Source organism: Phenylobacterium parvum, from assembly GCF_003150835.1.
GTDB lineage: Bacteria > Pseudomonadota > Alphaproteobacteria > Caulobacterales > Caulobacteraceae > Phenylobacterium > Phenylobacterium parvum.
The window spans coordinates 719,084-733,562 of record NZ_CP029479.1; the positions used below are offsets into that span (position 1 = coordinate 719,084).

General features: G+C 71.5%; 15 protein-coding genes. 7 read left to right on the plus strand and 8 right to left on the minus strand.

The window, feature by feature from the left end; all coding sequences use genetic code 11:
* Positions 1-3 precede the first annotated feature (3 nt).
* Positions 4-798: a pyrroline-5-carboxylate reductase gene (proC, locus tag HYN04_RS03420; RefSeq protein ID WP_110449459.1), complete on the plus strand. Its 795-nt coding sequence runs from the start codon at positions 4-6 to the stop codon at positions 796-798.
* On the opposite strand, the gene HYN04_RS03425 is transcribed toward proC, so the two are convergent.
* From HYN04_RS03425 to HYN04_RS03435, 3 genes are all read right to left on the minus strand, one after another.
* Entirely contained in the window at positions 795-1,262 is a 468-nt protein-coding gene (locus HYN04_RS03425) for a DUF2147 domain-containing protein (protein WP_110449460.1), read from the minus strand. The genes proC and HYN04_RS03425 overlap by 4 nt on opposite strands.
* Before the next feature lie 145 nt (positions 1,263-1,407).
* The gene (locus HYN04_RS03430; protein WP_110449461.1) at positions 1,408-2,763 is read right to left on the minus strand and encodes an ATP-binding protein; all 1,356 of its coding nucleotides are present in this window, start codon (positions 2,761-2,763) and stop codon (positions 1,408-1,410) included.
* The gene (locus HYN04_RS03435) at positions 2,763-3,473 is read right to left on the minus strand and encodes a response regulator (protein ID WP_110449462.1); all 711 of its coding nucleotides are present in this window, start codon (positions 3,471-3,473) and stop codon (positions 2,763-2,765) included. The genes HYN04_RS03430 and HYN04_RS03435 overlap by 1 nt, the downstream gene beginning before the upstream one ends.
* Before the next feature lie 94 nt (positions 3,474-3,567).
* Here HYN04_RS03435 and HYN04_RS03440 point away from each other — a divergent pair, with 94 nt between their 5' ends.
* Positions 3,568-4,446, plus strand: coding sequence for a branched-chain amino acid aminotransferase (locus HYN04_RS03440; protein WP_110449463.1), 879 nt, complete (start codon positions 3,568-3,570; stop codon positions 4,444-4,446).
* A gap of 6 nt (positions 4,447-4,452) precedes the next feature.
* On the opposite strand, the gene HYN04_RS03445 is transcribed toward HYN04_RS03440, so the two are convergent.
* From HYN04_RS03445 to HYN04_RS03465, 5 genes are all read right to left on the minus strand, one after another.
* Positions 4,453-5,526: a DUF2336 domain-containing protein gene (locus tag HYN04_RS03445; protein ID WP_110449464.1), complete on the minus strand. Its 1,074-nt coding sequence runs from the start codon at positions 5,524-5,526 to the stop codon at positions 4,453-4,455.
* Positions 5,527-5,617: 91 nt separating this feature from the next.
* The gene (locus HYN04_RS03450; RefSeq protein ID WP_110451279.1) at positions 5,618-6,376 is read right to left on the minus strand and encodes an ABC transporter permease; all 759 of its coding nucleotides are present in this window, start codon (positions 6,374-6,376) and stop codon (positions 5,618-5,620) included.
* 5 nt (positions 6,377-6,381) lie between these two features.
* The gene (locus HYN04_RS03455; RefSeq protein ID WP_110449465.1) at positions 6,382-7,134 is read right to left on the minus strand and encodes an ABC transporter ATP-binding protein; all 753 of its coding nucleotides are present in this window, start codon (positions 7,132-7,134) and stop codon (positions 6,382-6,384) included.
* Positions 7,135-8,142, minus strand: a complete 1,008-nt coding sequence (locus HYN04_RS03460; protein WP_110449466.1) for an ABC transporter substrate-binding protein — start codon at positions 8,140-8,142, stop codon at positions 7,135-7,137. It lies immediately after the preceding gene.
* 493 nt (positions 8,143-8,635) lie between these two features.
* Positions 8,636-10,435, minus strand: coding sequence for an ABC-F family ATP-binding cassette domain-containing protein (locus tag HYN04_RS03465; RefSeq protein WP_110449467.1), 1,800 nt, complete (start codon positions 10,433-10,435; stop codon positions 8,636-8,638).
* A gap of 79 nt (positions 10,436-10,514) precedes the next feature.
* On the opposite strand from HYN04_RS03465, the gene HYN04_RS03470 reads away from it, so the two are divergent.
* The 5 genes from HYN04_RS03470 to HYN04_RS03490 all read left to right on the plus strand — a co-directional run bounded on the left by HYN04_RS03470 (position 10,515) and on the right by HYN04_RS03490 (position 14,448).
* Positions 10,515-10,979 (plus strand): YcgN family cysteine cluster protein, encoded by a 465-nt coding sequence (locus HYN04_RS03470; protein WP_110449468.1) that lies wholly within the window; start codon positions 10,515-10,517, stop codon positions 10,977-10,979.
* A gap of 106 nt (positions 10,980-11,085) precedes the next feature.
* Positions 11,086-11,994: a DnaJ C-terminal domain-containing protein gene (locus tag HYN04_RS03475; protein WP_110449469.1), complete on the plus strand. Its 909-nt coding sequence runs from the start codon at positions 11,086-11,088 to the stop codon at positions 11,992-11,994.
* Between the two features lie 45 nt (positions 11,995-12,039).
* Positions 12,040-12,366, plus strand: coding sequence for a PepSY domain-containing protein (locus HYN04_RS03480; protein WP_241962681.1), 327 nt, complete (start codon positions 12,040-12,042; stop codon positions 12,364-12,366).
* A 3-nt stretch (positions 12,367-12,369) separates the two neighbouring features.
* On the plus strand, positions 12,370-13,041 hold the full coding sequence (locus tag HYN04_RS03485; protein WP_110449471.1) for a response regulator transcription factor: 672 nt from the start codon (positions 12,370-12,372) through the stop codon (positions 13,039-13,041).
* 3 nt (positions 13,042-13,044) lie between these two features.
* On the plus strand, positions 13,045-14,448 hold the full coding sequence (locus HYN04_RS03490) for a sensor histidine kinase (RefSeq protein ID WP_110449472.1): 1,404 nt from the start codon (positions 13,045-13,047) through the stop codon (positions 14,446-14,448).
* Positions 14,449-14,479: the final 31 nt, after the last annotated feature.

Below are 14,479 nucleotides of genomic sequence, written 5' to 3' on the forward strand. Positions count from 1 at the left end.
GGGATGACCCCTGTTCTGATGCTCGGCGCCGGACGCCTGGGCGGCGCCCTGATCGAGGGCTGGAGCCGCTTCGGCGGGCCTGCGCCGTCGGACCTGCTGATCCTGGATCCTTCCCCTTCGCCGGCCGCCCTCGCCGCTGGCCAGGCCGGCGCCGCCCTGTCGCCCGGTCCGCGGGACTTCGCCCGCGCCGGCGTCATCCTCCTGGCCGTAAAGCCCCAGGTCTGGCGAGAGGCCGCTGCGGCGATCTCGCCGCACCTTGCTCCCGGGGCGGTGATCGTCTCGGTCGCCGCCGGTGTCCGCGCCGCCGACATCTCCTCAGCCTTCGGGGGGCGGAAGGTGGCCCGGGTCATGCCGACCACGGCGGTGGCGGTGGGCCGGGGCGTGGCCAGCCTCTACGGCGCCGATCCAGAGGCCATAGCCCGGGCCCGGGACCTCTTCGGCCCGGTCGCCACTGTTGTGGAGCTGGCCGAGGAAGAGCTCCTGCATGCGGCGACGGGAGTCTCCGGCTCGGCCCCGGCCTATTTCTACGCCTTCGTCGAGGCCCTGGAGGCCGCGGGCGCCGCCGCTGGCCTCCCCGCCGCCGCCTCGCGCGACCTGGCGCGGGCCACCATGGTGGGCGCGGCGGCCCTGCTGGACGCCAGCGGCGAAGACCCCGCCGAGCTGCGCCGCCAGGTCACCTCGCCCGGCGGCACCACCGAGGCCGCCCTTGCGATCCTGATGGGGCAGGCCGGCCTGGGCCCCCTGTTGAGGGACGCGGTCGCCGCCGCCGCCCGCCGATCCGAGGAACTGGGCGGCTAGTCGGCCTGGGTCCAGGTCTGGGCCTGGCAGATCACCGAGACGCACCCCTCTACCTTCAGGACGCCCTGGGATGAGAGGCTCATCTTCGAGGCATAGGTGCGCCCCGAATTGGGATCATAGATCTTGCCCCCGCCCCACTTCCCGGGACCTGCCGGGCTGAAATCTCGGATGATCTGGAGGCCGATGATTGGCCGCGATCGTAGGGCGGGATCGGGGTTGGCCGTGTCCCGCGCCGCCGCGGCGGAACCGCTGGCGCGGTCACGGGCCCAGACGATCTGGCCGCAGAGCTTCTGGCCACAGGGAGCAATCCGGACCTTGGCGCTGCGGTCCTGAGTGTACCAGGTCCCCACCGGCGACTGTGCAGCGGCTGCGGCCGAGGCAGTTAAGAGCAGCGCCGATGCGGCGGCGGCGCAGAGGCCAGCAATGACCGGTGCGCGGATCGCGCTTACGACGGGACGGGGCATGGCGGTCGGCTCCTCGAGGGTTGGACACTCAGAATTTTACAGTGTAAAAATACACGCAGGTCGGGGATTCTGTCAATCCCACGGGATCCTCTAACGCTCCGAAACGGGACGTTGAAAGGTGAAAGACAGGTCAGGTCTGCATCCACTAGCTGCCCGCCGGCAACCGTAGGACAGCACGAAGTCCGCCCAGCGGCGAGTCCTCCAGGCGTACGTCGCCGCCATGCCCCCGGGCGGCATCCCGGGCGATGGCGAGGCCCAAGCCAACACCCTTGGCGTTCTGGTTGCGGGACTCATCCAGGCGGTTGAAGGCGCGGAAGGCTTCTTCGCGGCGCTCGGGCGGAATCCCGGGCCCGTCATCGTCGACGGTCACCGTGACCCCACCGTCCGTGAGGCTCACGCCGACCTGCACCCGCTCTCCATGAGCCGCTGCATTGGAGATGAGGTTGGCGAGGGCCCGCTTGAGGGCGCCGCGACGACCCCGGCAGGAAACGCCGTCGGCGGGAAGCGCAACCTCGATTTGCGCGCCGCTCCGGCGGGCCCCTTCGGCGGCTTCCTGGACCAGGGCGCCCAGGTCCATATCCTCGGCCTGTTCGCCGCCCTCCCCGCGGGCGAAGGCCAGGTATTCGTCGATCATGTGCTCCATCTCGGAGAGATCGCGCTTCATGGCCTCCGTGGCGGGACCAGGGTCTGTCATGGCGAGCTCGAGGCGCAGGCGCGTAAGGGGCGTCCTGAGGTCGTGGCTAACCGAGGCCAGCAGCGCCGTCCTCTGTTCGATATGTCTCTGGATACGCGCCTTCATGGCGAGGAAGGCCTTGGCGGCCTGACGAACCTCCCGCGCCCCATAGGGCTTGAAGGCTGGCGCGTCCCGCCCGCGGCCGAAGTCCTCCGCCGCCTGGGCCAGGCGCTCGATCGCCCGGACCTGGTTGCGGATGAAGATCAGGGAAACCCCGGTCAGGATCAGGGTCGCCGCCGCCATCCACCCCAGGAAGATCAACCCCTGGGTCGCCACCGCGCGCTCGCGCGGCGCCAGGACCCTGAGCACCCCGTCCTGGACCTGGACCCGGATGTCGACATGCGCGGGATAGCGGGTGGTGTCGAACCAGAAGGGAGCGTCAATTCGCGCTTCCAGGGCCTGCCGCAGGGAAGAGTCCACCGTCGCCAGGGCGTTGCGGCGCCGGGTCTCCGGCAGTGTCCGGCCCGGCTGGAAGGCAATGGACAGGCTCATGGAGCGTTCTGCCCGCCCGGCGGTCCGGGCGAGGCCTGCGGGGGAGGGGTCATCCTCGTAGCTCTCCAGGGCCCAGGCGACATCGCCCGCCAAGCCATCGGAAAGCTGCATGGTCACGGTCCGCCAGTGGGCGTCGAAGAAGATCCAGGCCACGGCCAGCTGCATCAGGGCGACCGGCAGGACGATGATCAGGAAGGTGCGCCCGTAGAGGGTGGCGGGCAGGCTCTGCTTGACGAGCCGCCGCCAGGCCCCGGGAAGTCGGCCAAGCTCCGCCATCAGTCTGGCGCCAGGAGGTAGCCGATCCCGCGCACCGTCTGCAGGTAGCGGGGCGCGCGCGGGTCGGCCTCGATCTTCCGCCTCAGGCGGGTCACCTGGATGTCTATGGCCCGGCCCCCGGGATCCATGTCGTCCTGGATCAGGTCCCGGCGGTCGACCGGCTCGTGCGGGGTGCGGGCGAGGCGGCGCAGCAGGGCGACCTCGGCCTCGGTGAGGCGGACCGGGCGCCCGTCGCGAAGGAGTTCGCCCCGGGTCGGATCGAACAGGCACGGGCCAAGGATGAGGTCCCCGCCGCCGGCGCCCGGATCCTCTGCGGCCCGGCGCAGGATGGCCTCGATGCGCAGGACCAGCTCCTCCGGCTCGAAGGGCTTGGAAAGGTAGTCGTCGGCCCCCCGCCTGAGACCGGCGATGCGGTCCTCCGCTTCGCCCCGCGCCGTCAGCATCAGCACGGGCAGGCGGCCGGTCCGGCCGGGCTGGTCGCGCAGCCAGGCGACCAGGGACAGGCCGTCTTCGCCCGGCATCATCACGTCCAGGATCGCAAGGTCGAACTCCAGGACCTCCAGGAGCCGGCGGGCGGCGGGCGCGCCCGGGGCGGCGGTGACTCGGAACCCCGCGCGGTGCAGGAAGGTCTTGAGAAGTTCACGGATACGGTCGTCGTCGTCGACCACGAGGAGGTGCCGCGCGCGGGCGGGCGATGCCGGCGGGGTCATCGCCGGGACCCTCTGGACGGTTGCAGGTTAAGCCATTGACGCCGCGCGCTGCGGGGGCTGTAAGGGACCGCCTGCGAAAGGAGACACGCTTCCAATGTCAATCGTTCCCTTTGACGACCGCGACGGATGGATCTGGCTGGACGGCCAGTTTACGCCCTGGCGCGAGGCGAAGGTGCACGTACTGACCCATGGTCTCCACTACGCCTCCGCCGTCTTCGAGGGCGAGCGGATGTACGGCGGCGAGATCTTCAAGCTGCGCGAGCATACGGAACGGCTGTTCAAGTCGGCGGAGATCCTGGATTTCGAGATCCCGTTCACGGTGGACGAGATCGATCAGGCCTGCAAGGACGCGTGCGCCCGCAACAGCCTGGAGGACGCCTATGTCCGCCCCATCGCCTGGCGCGGTTCCGAGATGATCGGGGTCTCGGCCCAGAACACCCGGATCCACGTGGCCGTGGCTGTCTGGGACTGGCCCTCCTACTTCTCGCCGGAGCAGAAGGCCCAGGGCATCCGCCTGTGCTGGGCGAAGTACCGCCGGCCCTCACCGGACACCGAGCCGGTGCACGCCAAGGCCACCGGCCTCTACATGATCTGCACCCTGTCCAAGCACGCTGCAGAGAAGGCGGGCTACACCGACGCCATGATGCTCGACTACCGCGGCTATGTGGCCGAGAGCACGGGCTCGAACGTCTTCTTCGTCCAGGACGGGGCCCTGGTCACGCCCACGCCCGACTGCTTCCTCAACGGCCTGACCCGGCAGACGGTGATCGCCATCGCCCGGGCCAAGGGCTTTGAAGTCATCGAGCGCCATATACTCCCTGAGGAGCTGGCCAACTTCACCGAGTGCTTCGTGGTGGGCTCTGCGGCTGAGGTCACCCCTGTCGCCGAAATCGGGGAGTACCGGTTCACGCCGGGAAACATCTCCCTGAGCCTGATGGACGATTACGCCCGCCTGGTGCGCCGCCAGGGCTGAGCCGGCTCAGCCCTTGCGACCGCCCCAGAACCGGACCGTCCGCTTGGCGACCTCCTTCGGGAGGGCGTCGTAGATCTCGCCGTACTCGCGGGCCCGACCCATGGGGTTGTTCTCGCGGCCGAGGACCAGGACAGCCAGCGTGATGAAGATGGCCCGCTCGAAGCCGGCCGCCTTGCAGATGATGGACAGGGCGTCCAGCTCACGCCGCTCGTGAATGGTCCGGGCGGTCTCGAAGTCGACGCCGGCCAGCTTCGAGATGGCGATGAGGTAGGCGGTGTTGTCGCCGCTCCGCAGGAAGCCGACCAGGGCGTTGGGGCTGATGGTCCCGCGCACCTCCACCGCCTTGACGGTCTTTTGCGCCGTCGCGAAGTCATCCGGCGGGGGGCGCTTGCGGCTCGCGACGCGGTCACGGCTCTTCTTGAGGGCCTCGTCCAGGTCCTCAGGCTTGATCTGGGCGTTGCGCTGCAGGATGGCGCTGCGCATGCGCGCCTCCACGACGAAGTACATTTCGTTCAGGAGGTCGATGGGCAGCTTGGCGTAACGGACGACGGCCGACTGCAGGGCGGGGTGTTCCATCGCCCGGTCGACCAGACGCTCCTGGGCCTCCCGCGAGAGGTTGGCCGAGGCGTTGGCGAGCAGGACTTCCAGGGTGCCTTCACCCCCCCGGTCGACGATCACGTCGGATACGGTGGCGGGCAGGTTGGAGCGGCGCGAGATGGCCTTCAGGTGCGCCTCGCTGCGCGTGCTGGCCACCGCGATCAGGTCGTCCTCGGTCACCGCCCGCGACAGCTGGAGGATGGGACTGGCGACATCGATGGTCTCGTCCATGGCCAGGGACCGGATCAGTCCCTTTGGCGGCGTCTTGGCCAGGGCCATGCGGTTGGCCAGCTCGGCCCGCACCTTGCTTTCCATCTCCTGGGAGAGCTGGCTGAGGACGTCGTCGAACAGGCCCAGCTCCGGGTCATCCGGCCGCGGGCCGAACTGGAAGTACATGTCGGCGACGCGGTGCATGAGCTCGCGCCTTCGCTCTCCCGACTTCTCGCGGGCGAGTTCCATGAGATGGGCGGCGCTTTGCTTCATGCGCGGTTCACTCTCAGCGGCGTTTCTGCCGTCTGCGACAGGAGGTTGACCTCAGAGCCTACAGGCTAGCGTCCGCCCTGTTAACCGTCGCCTAACGGCCCCGCCACCAGCGCAGGCCCGCCCGCTCCAGGCGCTCCAGCCCCGCGTGTACGGCGACGCCCATGACCGCCAGGACAAAGAGGGCGGCGATCATCCGGTCGGTCTGAAGCTTGTTCCCGGCGTCGAGGATCTGCCAGGCCAGGCCCCGGACTCCGCCCGAGCCGGCAGCGAACTCTGCGACGACGGCCCCGATGATGGCCAGTCCTGCGCCGACCTTCAGGCCCTCCATCAGAAAGGGGACCGCCGCCGGCAGACGCAGCCGCATCACCCTCTGGAGACGGCCGGCCCCGTAAAGGTCGAACAGCCGCTCCAGGTCGGGATCCGCTGACCGGAGCCCCGTGACCGCACCGGAGAAGATCGGGAAGAAGGCCACAAGGACGGCCAGGGCGATGACCGCCCGCTCGGGGTTGTCGATCCCGGCCCAGATCAGGATCAGGGGCGCCACGGCCACGACGGGGGTCACCTGCAGGGCCGAGGCCAGCGGGCGGACAGCGCGTTCCAGCAGCGGACTGAGCCCCACCAGGATCGCCAGGAGCAAGGCGCCCGCCGCAGCCAGGGCGAGGGCGACGAGGGCCACCGACAGGGTGTTCCAGGCCGCCGGGACCAGCACCGGAAGGCCGGTGGCTGCGGCGACGGCCACCTGCGAGGGCGGCGGCAGGAAGTAGGCGGGCACGCCCGTCAGGCGGCAGGCCGCCTCCCAGGCGCCCAGCAGCAGGAGCATCAGCCCCAGGGGGGCGAGGGCGTCGGCCAGGCGGTTCACGGCGTCGCCTCCGCGCCCTTGGCCAGGAGGGCGGAGATCGCCTCCGCCGCCTCGCTGAAGACCGGCCAGGTGCGGAAGCCCGTCGGGCGGGGCAGGGGCGCCTCGACCCGGACCTCGCCGGCGATGCGTCCGGGACCGCGGGTCAGGACCACGATCCGCTCGGCCATGTAGGCGGCCTCCTCGACATTGTGGGTGACGAAGACAATGGCCGGCCGGGTCTGGGACCAGAGGGCCAGGACATCGTCGGCCAGGGTCCGCCGGGTGATCTCGTCGAGGGCCGCAAAGGGCTCGTCCAGCATGAGGAGGCGGGGCTGGGTCACCAGGGCCCTGGCCAGGGAGGCGCGCATGGCCATACCGCCTGACAGCTGGGCGGGCCGTGAGGCGCCGGCGCCCGCAAGGCCGACCCGCTCCAGGGCCTCCAGCGCGCGGGCGCGCGCCTCGGCCTTCGGGGTCCCGGAAAGCTCAAGGGGCAGGGCGACATTGGCCGCCGCGCTCATCCAGGGCGCGAGGGTGGGGGCCTGGAAGACCACCGAGGTCTCTCCACGCCCCGGCGCGCGCCTAACCTGTCCGCGGGTCGCGGGCTCCAGGCCGGCCAGCAGCCTCAGGGCCGTTGACTTGCCACAGCCCGAGGGTCCCACGAGGGCGACGATCTCACCCTCCCCGATGCTCAGGGACACCGGGCCGAGGGCCCTTCCGCGACCGCGGTAGTCGACCTCGACGTCCTCCAGGGCGACGGTGGCGGTGGTCATCTACTTCGGCGCCGGACCGGCGAAGCCGAGGCTGTAGGCCTTCGTGTAGTCCAGTCCCTTGGGATAGACCCCCTGGGCGATGGCCATCTCGGCAAAGGCCTTCCAGCGCGCCTCGGTCATCACGCCGACGCCCCCCGAGGCGGCGTCCCCGCCCTCGACCAGGGCGTACTGGCGCATCTTCTCCCGGGCCTGGTCCAGCACGTCCTGGGTCATTTCCGGGTTGTCCTTGAGGATCAGGGCGTCGCCGGGCTTCGGGTCGCCGTTCAGGTAGGACTTCCAGCCCGCCGCGCTGGCCTCGACGAAGGCGCGCACCCGGGCCGGGTCCTTCTCGATGGCGGACTGGGGAAACAGGATCATGGCGGCATAGGACGGATAGCCGTTGTCCGCGAGCAGGAAGACCTTGGGCTTCAGGCCGGCGGTCTTCTCGATCGTGTAGGGCTCGCTGGTCAGGTAGCCCTGCTGGGCCACTGACTTGTCCGCCAGGAAGGGCGCGGCGTTGAAGGTGTACTTGCGGATCTGGGCGTCCTCGAAGCCGTACTTCGACTTCAGCCAGACCCAGAAGGCGGAAACCGAGGCGTCCGACAGGAGGATGGGCCGGCCCTTCAGGTCCTCGATCTTCTCGATCCCCTGATCCGGGTGGGCGATCAGGACCTGGGGGTCCTTCTGCATCATGGCGGCGACGGCGCGCACCGGCGCGCCCTGGTTGGCCAGGTTCAGGGCGATGAAGCTGTTGGAGCCCATGCCCGCCTCCACCGCGCCGGCGGCCAGCAGCTGGGGCACGTTCACGCCGGGCCCACCCTGGATGATCTGGACCTTCAGCCCGCGCTTCTCGTACTCACCGGTAGCCAGGGCCTGGTAGAAGCCGCCCTGCTCGGCCTGGGCGCGCCAGTCGGTGGCGAAGCGGACCACGCCGGCGTCCCCGCCCGAGGGCGCGGCCTCCTTCTTCGGCGAGCAGGCCCATGCCAGCGCTGCGGCGGCGAGGATGGCGAATGTCCTGACGATCTTCATGGCGCGGCCTCCCGGAGCGGCTCTTGGGAGGCAAACTAGGCGCCTTTCAGGCGAAGGCAACCGCTGAGGCGGCTGGCAGGGCCTGCCCCGAAACGGCAAGAGGGCGACGCACCGGTCGCCCGGTCCGCCGCCCTCTTTCAGATCCGTTGGGAGATCTGAGTCCCGAGGCGGGTCGGCTGAAGTCCTGCAGGTCGCCCCGCCGGTTCCGCCGCGCCCGGGACCGCGTTCCTGGACATCTCCCGGGGTCGCCCCCGCTCGCCGTCCTGGCCCGGCCCTCCCGCCCGGCCCCGTCCGGGTCGCCCCTTCCGTCACCGCGCGTCGCCTCTCGACAGGCCCACGCTCTCACCGGACCGCCGGGCCGGCAAGGGTCGCCGACGGGGCGGGAGGGGACGACCCAGGGGACAGTCTGTGGGCGTCTTGTGGACAGCCTGTGAAGGCCGCCATTTTCGCAAACGGATTCAGCGCCGGGACGTTCTCCACAGGAACGCGGAGATCAGCTGCCGGAGGCGAGGCTGGCCTTGAGTTCCTCGAGCTCCAGCCACTCCGTCTCGGCCGTCTCCAGCCGCGCACGGGCGGCTTCCAGTTCGGCCGTCAGGCGCTCGAAGGCCTTGGGGTCACGGCTGTAGAGTCCGGAATCCGAAAGGCGCAATTCCATGTCCTGGATCTCCGCCGGCAGGCTGGCGACCAGGGCTTCCGCCGCCTCCAGCCGCCTCTGGTCGCGGTAGGACAGCTTGCCGGGGCGGGGCGGAGGCGGGGCCGGCGGCGCGGCGGCCTTGCGGGCCGGAGCGGGCGTGCGCGCAGGCGGGAGCAGGAACCCCGGGTTCTGGCCCTCGAAGTCCTTCCACCCGCCGGGGGTCTCGACGATGTCGCCGCGACCGTTCAGGGCGATGGTCGAGGTCGCCAGGCGGTCGATGAAGTCCCGGTCATGGCTGACCAGCAGGAGGGTGCCGGCATAGTCGTCCAGGGCCTCCTCCAGGAGATCCAGGGTGTCCATGTCGAGGTCGTTGGTGGGTTCGTCCAGCACCAGCAGGTTGGACGGGGCGGCCAGCACCCGGGCCAGGAGGAGCCGGTTGCGCTCGCCACCGGACAGGCTCCGCACAGGCTGGCGAAGCTGGGCGTCGGTAAACAGGAAGGACTTGGCGTAGGCCGCCACGTGCCAGGGCTTGCCGTGGACCAGGATCTGGTCGCCGCCCAGGGGGGCGAGCACCTCGCGCAGGGTCATCTCGGGCTTCAGCTCGGCCCGCGTCTGGTCGAGATAGGCGACTTCCAGGCCGGTCCCCAGCTTCACGCTTCCGGCGTCGGGCTCCAGCTGGCCCACCAGCATCTTCACCAGGGTCGTCTTGCCCGCCCCGTTGGGGCCCACCACGGCCACCCGATCGCCCCTCTGGATGCGCGTGGAGAAGTCGCGGATCACGGTCCGGCCGGCCCAGGCCTTCGAGATGCGGCGCACCTCGATCACCCGCTGGCCGGAGCCCTCGCTCGCGGCCGCCTCAAGGCTCATCTGGCCCCGGGCCTCGCGCAGGAGGTCGGCCCGGGCGGCGCGCAGGTCCAGGAGGGCGCGTCGCCGGCCCTCGTTGCGGGCCCGGCGGGCGGTGACGCCCCGCTGCATCCAGTGCTCTTCCTGCTCGATGCGCTTCTGCAGGCGCCGGGCGTCCTCGGCTTCGGCGGCGGCGATGCCCTCCGCCCAGGCCTCGAAATGGCCGAAACCTCGGTCCAGCCGCCGCACCCGCCGGCCCTCCAGCCAGAAGCAGCGGTCGGACACCCGCTCAAGGAAGGCCCGGTCGTGGCTCACCAGCAGGACCGCCGCGCGGCTTTCGGCGATCGCGGCCTCCAGGGTCGCGATGGCGGGAATGTCGAGGTGGTTGGTCGGCTCGTCCAGCAACAGGACGTCGGCGTCCCGGGCGAAGGCGGCGGCCAGGGCCGCCCGCCGGACCTCGCCCCCGGACAGGCCCTCGGAGGGCTTGGCGGGATCGAGGCCAAAGGTCTGCAGGGCCGCCTCGGCCTCATGCGGCGCGGCCCCGGCGGCGACCACATGGTCGAGGACCGTCGGGCCCGAGATCGCCGGTTCCTGGGGCACCCAGGCGATGCGCAGGCCCGGGACCAGGGTGCGCTCGCCGTCGTCGGCCTCGACCTCGCCGGCCAGGATCCGCAGGAGGGTGGTCTTCCCCGCCCCGTTGCGACCAACCAGGCAGGCGCGGCAGCGGGGCTCCAGGGCCAGGTCGACCCCGTCGAACAGCATGCGCGGCCCGTCCGCGAGTCGGACCTGCCTGAGGGCGAGAACGGGCGGCTTCATGGCCCCCCTTAACCTCCGCGCGGCCGCGCTCCAACCCCCCGGGCTGGCGCCCCCCGGGCGGCGCGGCTAGACAGGGGCCATGAGCCGGCCCTTCTGGGAGACCACCCCCCTCGACCGCATGAGCCCCGAGCAATGGGAGAGCCTCTGCGACGGCTGCGGCCTGTGCTGCCTGGTCAGGTTCGAGGATGCTGACACCGGCGAGATCATTCCCACGCGGGTGCATTGCCGACTGCTCGATGCGGGGACCTGCCGCTGCTCGGACTATGTCCACCGCAAGCGCGAGGTGCCCGACTGCATCACCCTGACGCCCGACCTGATCCCGCGCCTCGGCTGGATGCCGAAGTCCTGCGCCTACCGGCGGATCCATGAGGGCCGGGGGCTTGCCGACTGGCATCCCCTGGTCAGCGGCGACCCGGAAAGCGTCCATCGGGCGGGAGTCTCGGTGCGCGGCCAGACGATCAGCGAGGCCGAGCTGGAGCACGAGGACGACATGGTGGACCACGCCGCACCCGACCTCCTGGACGAACGCGGCCTGGAGGACTGAGGCCCGTCGCCCCCACCGAGTGACATTTCCGCAACACTTGCCCTTGCAAGCCCGACGGCGGACCCTAATTCTAGAGCGAGTTCGTTTTCCCTGCTGAGGTGACCCCGTGGCGCGAGATCCCTACCAGGTGCTCGGCGTTCCCCGCGGCGCCGGGGCCGACGATATTCGGAAGGCCTTCCGAAAGCTCGCCAAGAAGCACCATCCCGACGCCAATCCCGGCGATTCCGCCGCGGAGGAGCGCTTCAAGCAGGTCAGCGCCGCCTTCGACATCCTCGGCGACGCCGAGAAGCGCCGGAAGTTCGACGCCGGCGAGATCGATGCCGACGGGCGCGAGACCTTCCGCGGCTTCGGCGGGGGCCCGGGGCAGGGGGGTCCTTCCGGCGGCTTCGAGGGCGCGGACTTCAGCGATATCTTCGGCGAAATGTTCGGTCGCCGGGCGGGACGGGGCGGCCCGCGCGGTGGCGCCGGGCCCGGTCCGGGCGCAGGCTTCTCGGCCAAGGGCCCCGACGTGCGCGCGCGCCTGGAGATCGATCTCGAGGAAGCCATTCTGGGGGGCAAGAAGCGCATTTCCTTCCAGGACGGCCGCACCCTGGACGTGACCATTCCCGCCGGCGCCGCCGACGGCCAGACCCTGCGCCTGCGGGGCCATGGCGAGCCGGGGCGCGGCGGCAAGGGCGACGCCCTGATCGAACTCGCCATCAAGCCCCATGCGGTCTTCCGCCGGGAGGGAGAGCAGTTGGTCATGGACCTGCCGGTCTCCGTGCCCGACGCTGTCCTCGGCGGCCGGGTCCAGGCGCCGACCCCGGACGGGCCTGTCACCCTGACCGTGCCCAGGGGCGCGAACTCCGGCCAGTCCCTGAGGCTGAAGGGCAAGGGGCTTTCCGATGCGCGCGGCGTGCGGGGCGACCTGATCGCCCGGATCCAGGTCATGCTGCCCGAAGGTCCGGACGCCAAGCTCGAGGCCTTCGCCGCGCGCTGGCGCGAAGAGCGGCCCTATGCACCCCGCCGCCGCTGAAGGCGGTTCAGCCCGCGTTCAGGCGAGCCGGCCCAGCGTGGCGGCATGAGCGCAAGGCGACGCGGAATCCTGATGCTGCTGGCCGGCGTGCTGGCGGCCGCCCCCCTGCCGCTGGCCGCCCAGCAGGGCGCCCGGCGGAGCGAGCAGGACCAGGCCCGGGACGCCGTCCGCGATGGGCGGCTGACGCCCCTGTCCCAGGTCCTCTCGGCCCTGTCCGCCCGGACCCCCGGCGAGCACCTGGACACCCGGTTCAGCGAGACCACCGACGGCCGCCCCGTCTACCTTGTCACCTGGAGGACCCCGGACAACCGGGTGGTCATTTTCGTCGTCGACGCCCGCACCGGCCGGGTCCTCGAGCAGAGGGGGGACTGACCCATGCGCCTCCTCCTTGCCGAGGATGACCCCGACCTGGCGCACAGCCTGCGCCTGTCCCTGGCGGACGCCGGCTACGCCGTCGACCTGGCCCGCGACGGCGAGGAAGCCGCCTTCCTCGGCGAGACCGAGCCCTACGACGTGGTGGTGCTGGACCTCGGCCTGCCGGTCCTCGATGGGGTGAGCGTCCTGCGCCGCTGGCGCGCCTCGGGCATGACGGCGCCGGTGCTGATTCTCACCGCCCGGGACGGCTGGGCCGAAAAGGTGGCCGGCTTCGACGCCGGCGGCGACGACTACCTGACCAAGCCCTTCAACATGCCCGAGCTCCTGGCCCGGCTCCGGGCCCTCCTGCGCCGGGCGGCGGGCCGGGCCAGCGCCAGCCTGGCCAGCGGCGACCTCGTCCTGGACCCCGGCGCGGCCCTCGTCACCCTGGCCGGCCAGCCCGTGCGCCTGACCTCCCTCGAGTATCGCCTGCTGCACTACCTGATGATGCACGCCGGGCGGGTGGTCAGCCGGACCGACCTGGTGGAGCACCTCTACGATCAGGATTTCGACCGGGACTCCAACACCATGGAGGTCATCATCGCCCGGCTCCGCAAGAAGATCGGGGCCGACAGGATCCTCACCCAGAGGGGCCTTGGCTACCGGCTCGCGGACCCGGCCGGGGCCGGTTGAGGCATGGACCCAGCGCCCGCCATTTCCTCCCGTGCGCCCTCCCTCGTTCGGCGCCTTGTCCTCCTGGCCTCCGTCTGGTCGCTGGCGGTCCTCATCGCCTCGGCGGTTTTGCTGGGCCTGCTCTTCGAACAGGCGGCCCTGAGGCGTTTCGACCAGGGCCTCGCCGACCTCACCGACAGCCTGGCCGCCGCCGCCCAGCCCGAGGCGGGCGGAGGTCTCGTCGTGCGGGACCTCGGGGACCTGAGGACCGTCCGCGCCTATTCCGGCCGCTACTGGCAGGTGTCGCGGGTAACGCCCGGCGGCGCCCCCGCCGTGCTCGCCCGGTCCCGGTCCCTCTGGGACACCGAACTCGGGCTTCCGCCTGACCTCGCCGGGCGCCTGGAGGCCCGGCCCTCCGGCGCCGTCAGCTTCGCCGCCCCGGGTCCCGAAGGCCAGAAGCTGAGGGTGCGGGCCACGCGACTGGTCCTGCCCGGCGACGTCGGGCCGGTGATCGTCCTGGCCGCAGAGGACCGCCGACCGGTGGACGCCGACGTCCGCGGCTTCTTTGTCGCCACGGCGGCGGTCTTCGGCCTGCTGGCCCTCGGGCTCATTGCCGCGGTGGTGATCCAGGTGCGCCTGGGCCTCCGGCCGCTCTTCGCCCTGAGTCAGGAGCTCGGCGACCTGAGGGTGGGCCGGGCCGAGGGGCTGAAGGGCGGCTATCCCCGGGAACTCACCCCCCTGGCGGACCAGTTGACCGCCCTGATGCGCCACAACCGGGACACCCTCGAACGCCAGCGGGCGCACGTAGGCAACCTGGCCCACGCGCTGAAGACGCCCCTGGCCGTGCTGTCCTCCGCCGCCGCGCGCGAGCCGGGGCCCCTCTCGGGCCTGGTGGTCCAGCAGGCCGGCGCCATGCAGCGACAGGTGGACCATCACCTCCGACGGGCCCGGGCGGCCGCCTCCGCCGGCGGACCGGGAGCCGGCCTTGCGACCCCCGTCGCCGAGGTGCTGGACGACCTCGTCCGCACCCTGTCCCGCCTGCACCAGGACGCCGGTGTCCGGATCGACTGGGACGCCCCCGACGACCTCGTCTTCCTCGGCGAGCAGCAGGATCTGATGGAGATCGCCGGCAACCTCCTGGAGAATGCCTGCAAGTGGGGCGGGGGCCGGGTTTCCGTCCGGGCGGCCGCGGAGGGCGGCGAACGGCTTGTGCTGGAGATCGACGACGCGGGCCCGGGCCTGACCCCGGACCAGCGCCGCGACGCCCTGGCCCGGGGCGCCCGGCTGGATGAGTCCGCGCCGGGATCAGGGCTCGGCCTGAGCATCGTCAACGACCTGGCCCGGGCCTACGGTGGCGACCTCGACCTTGGAGCCTCCCCGTTGGGCGGGCTCAGGACCCGGGTGCGCCTGCCGCGCGCCGCCGATTGAAGGGCGGGGACCCCTCGCGCCGGCGGTCCAA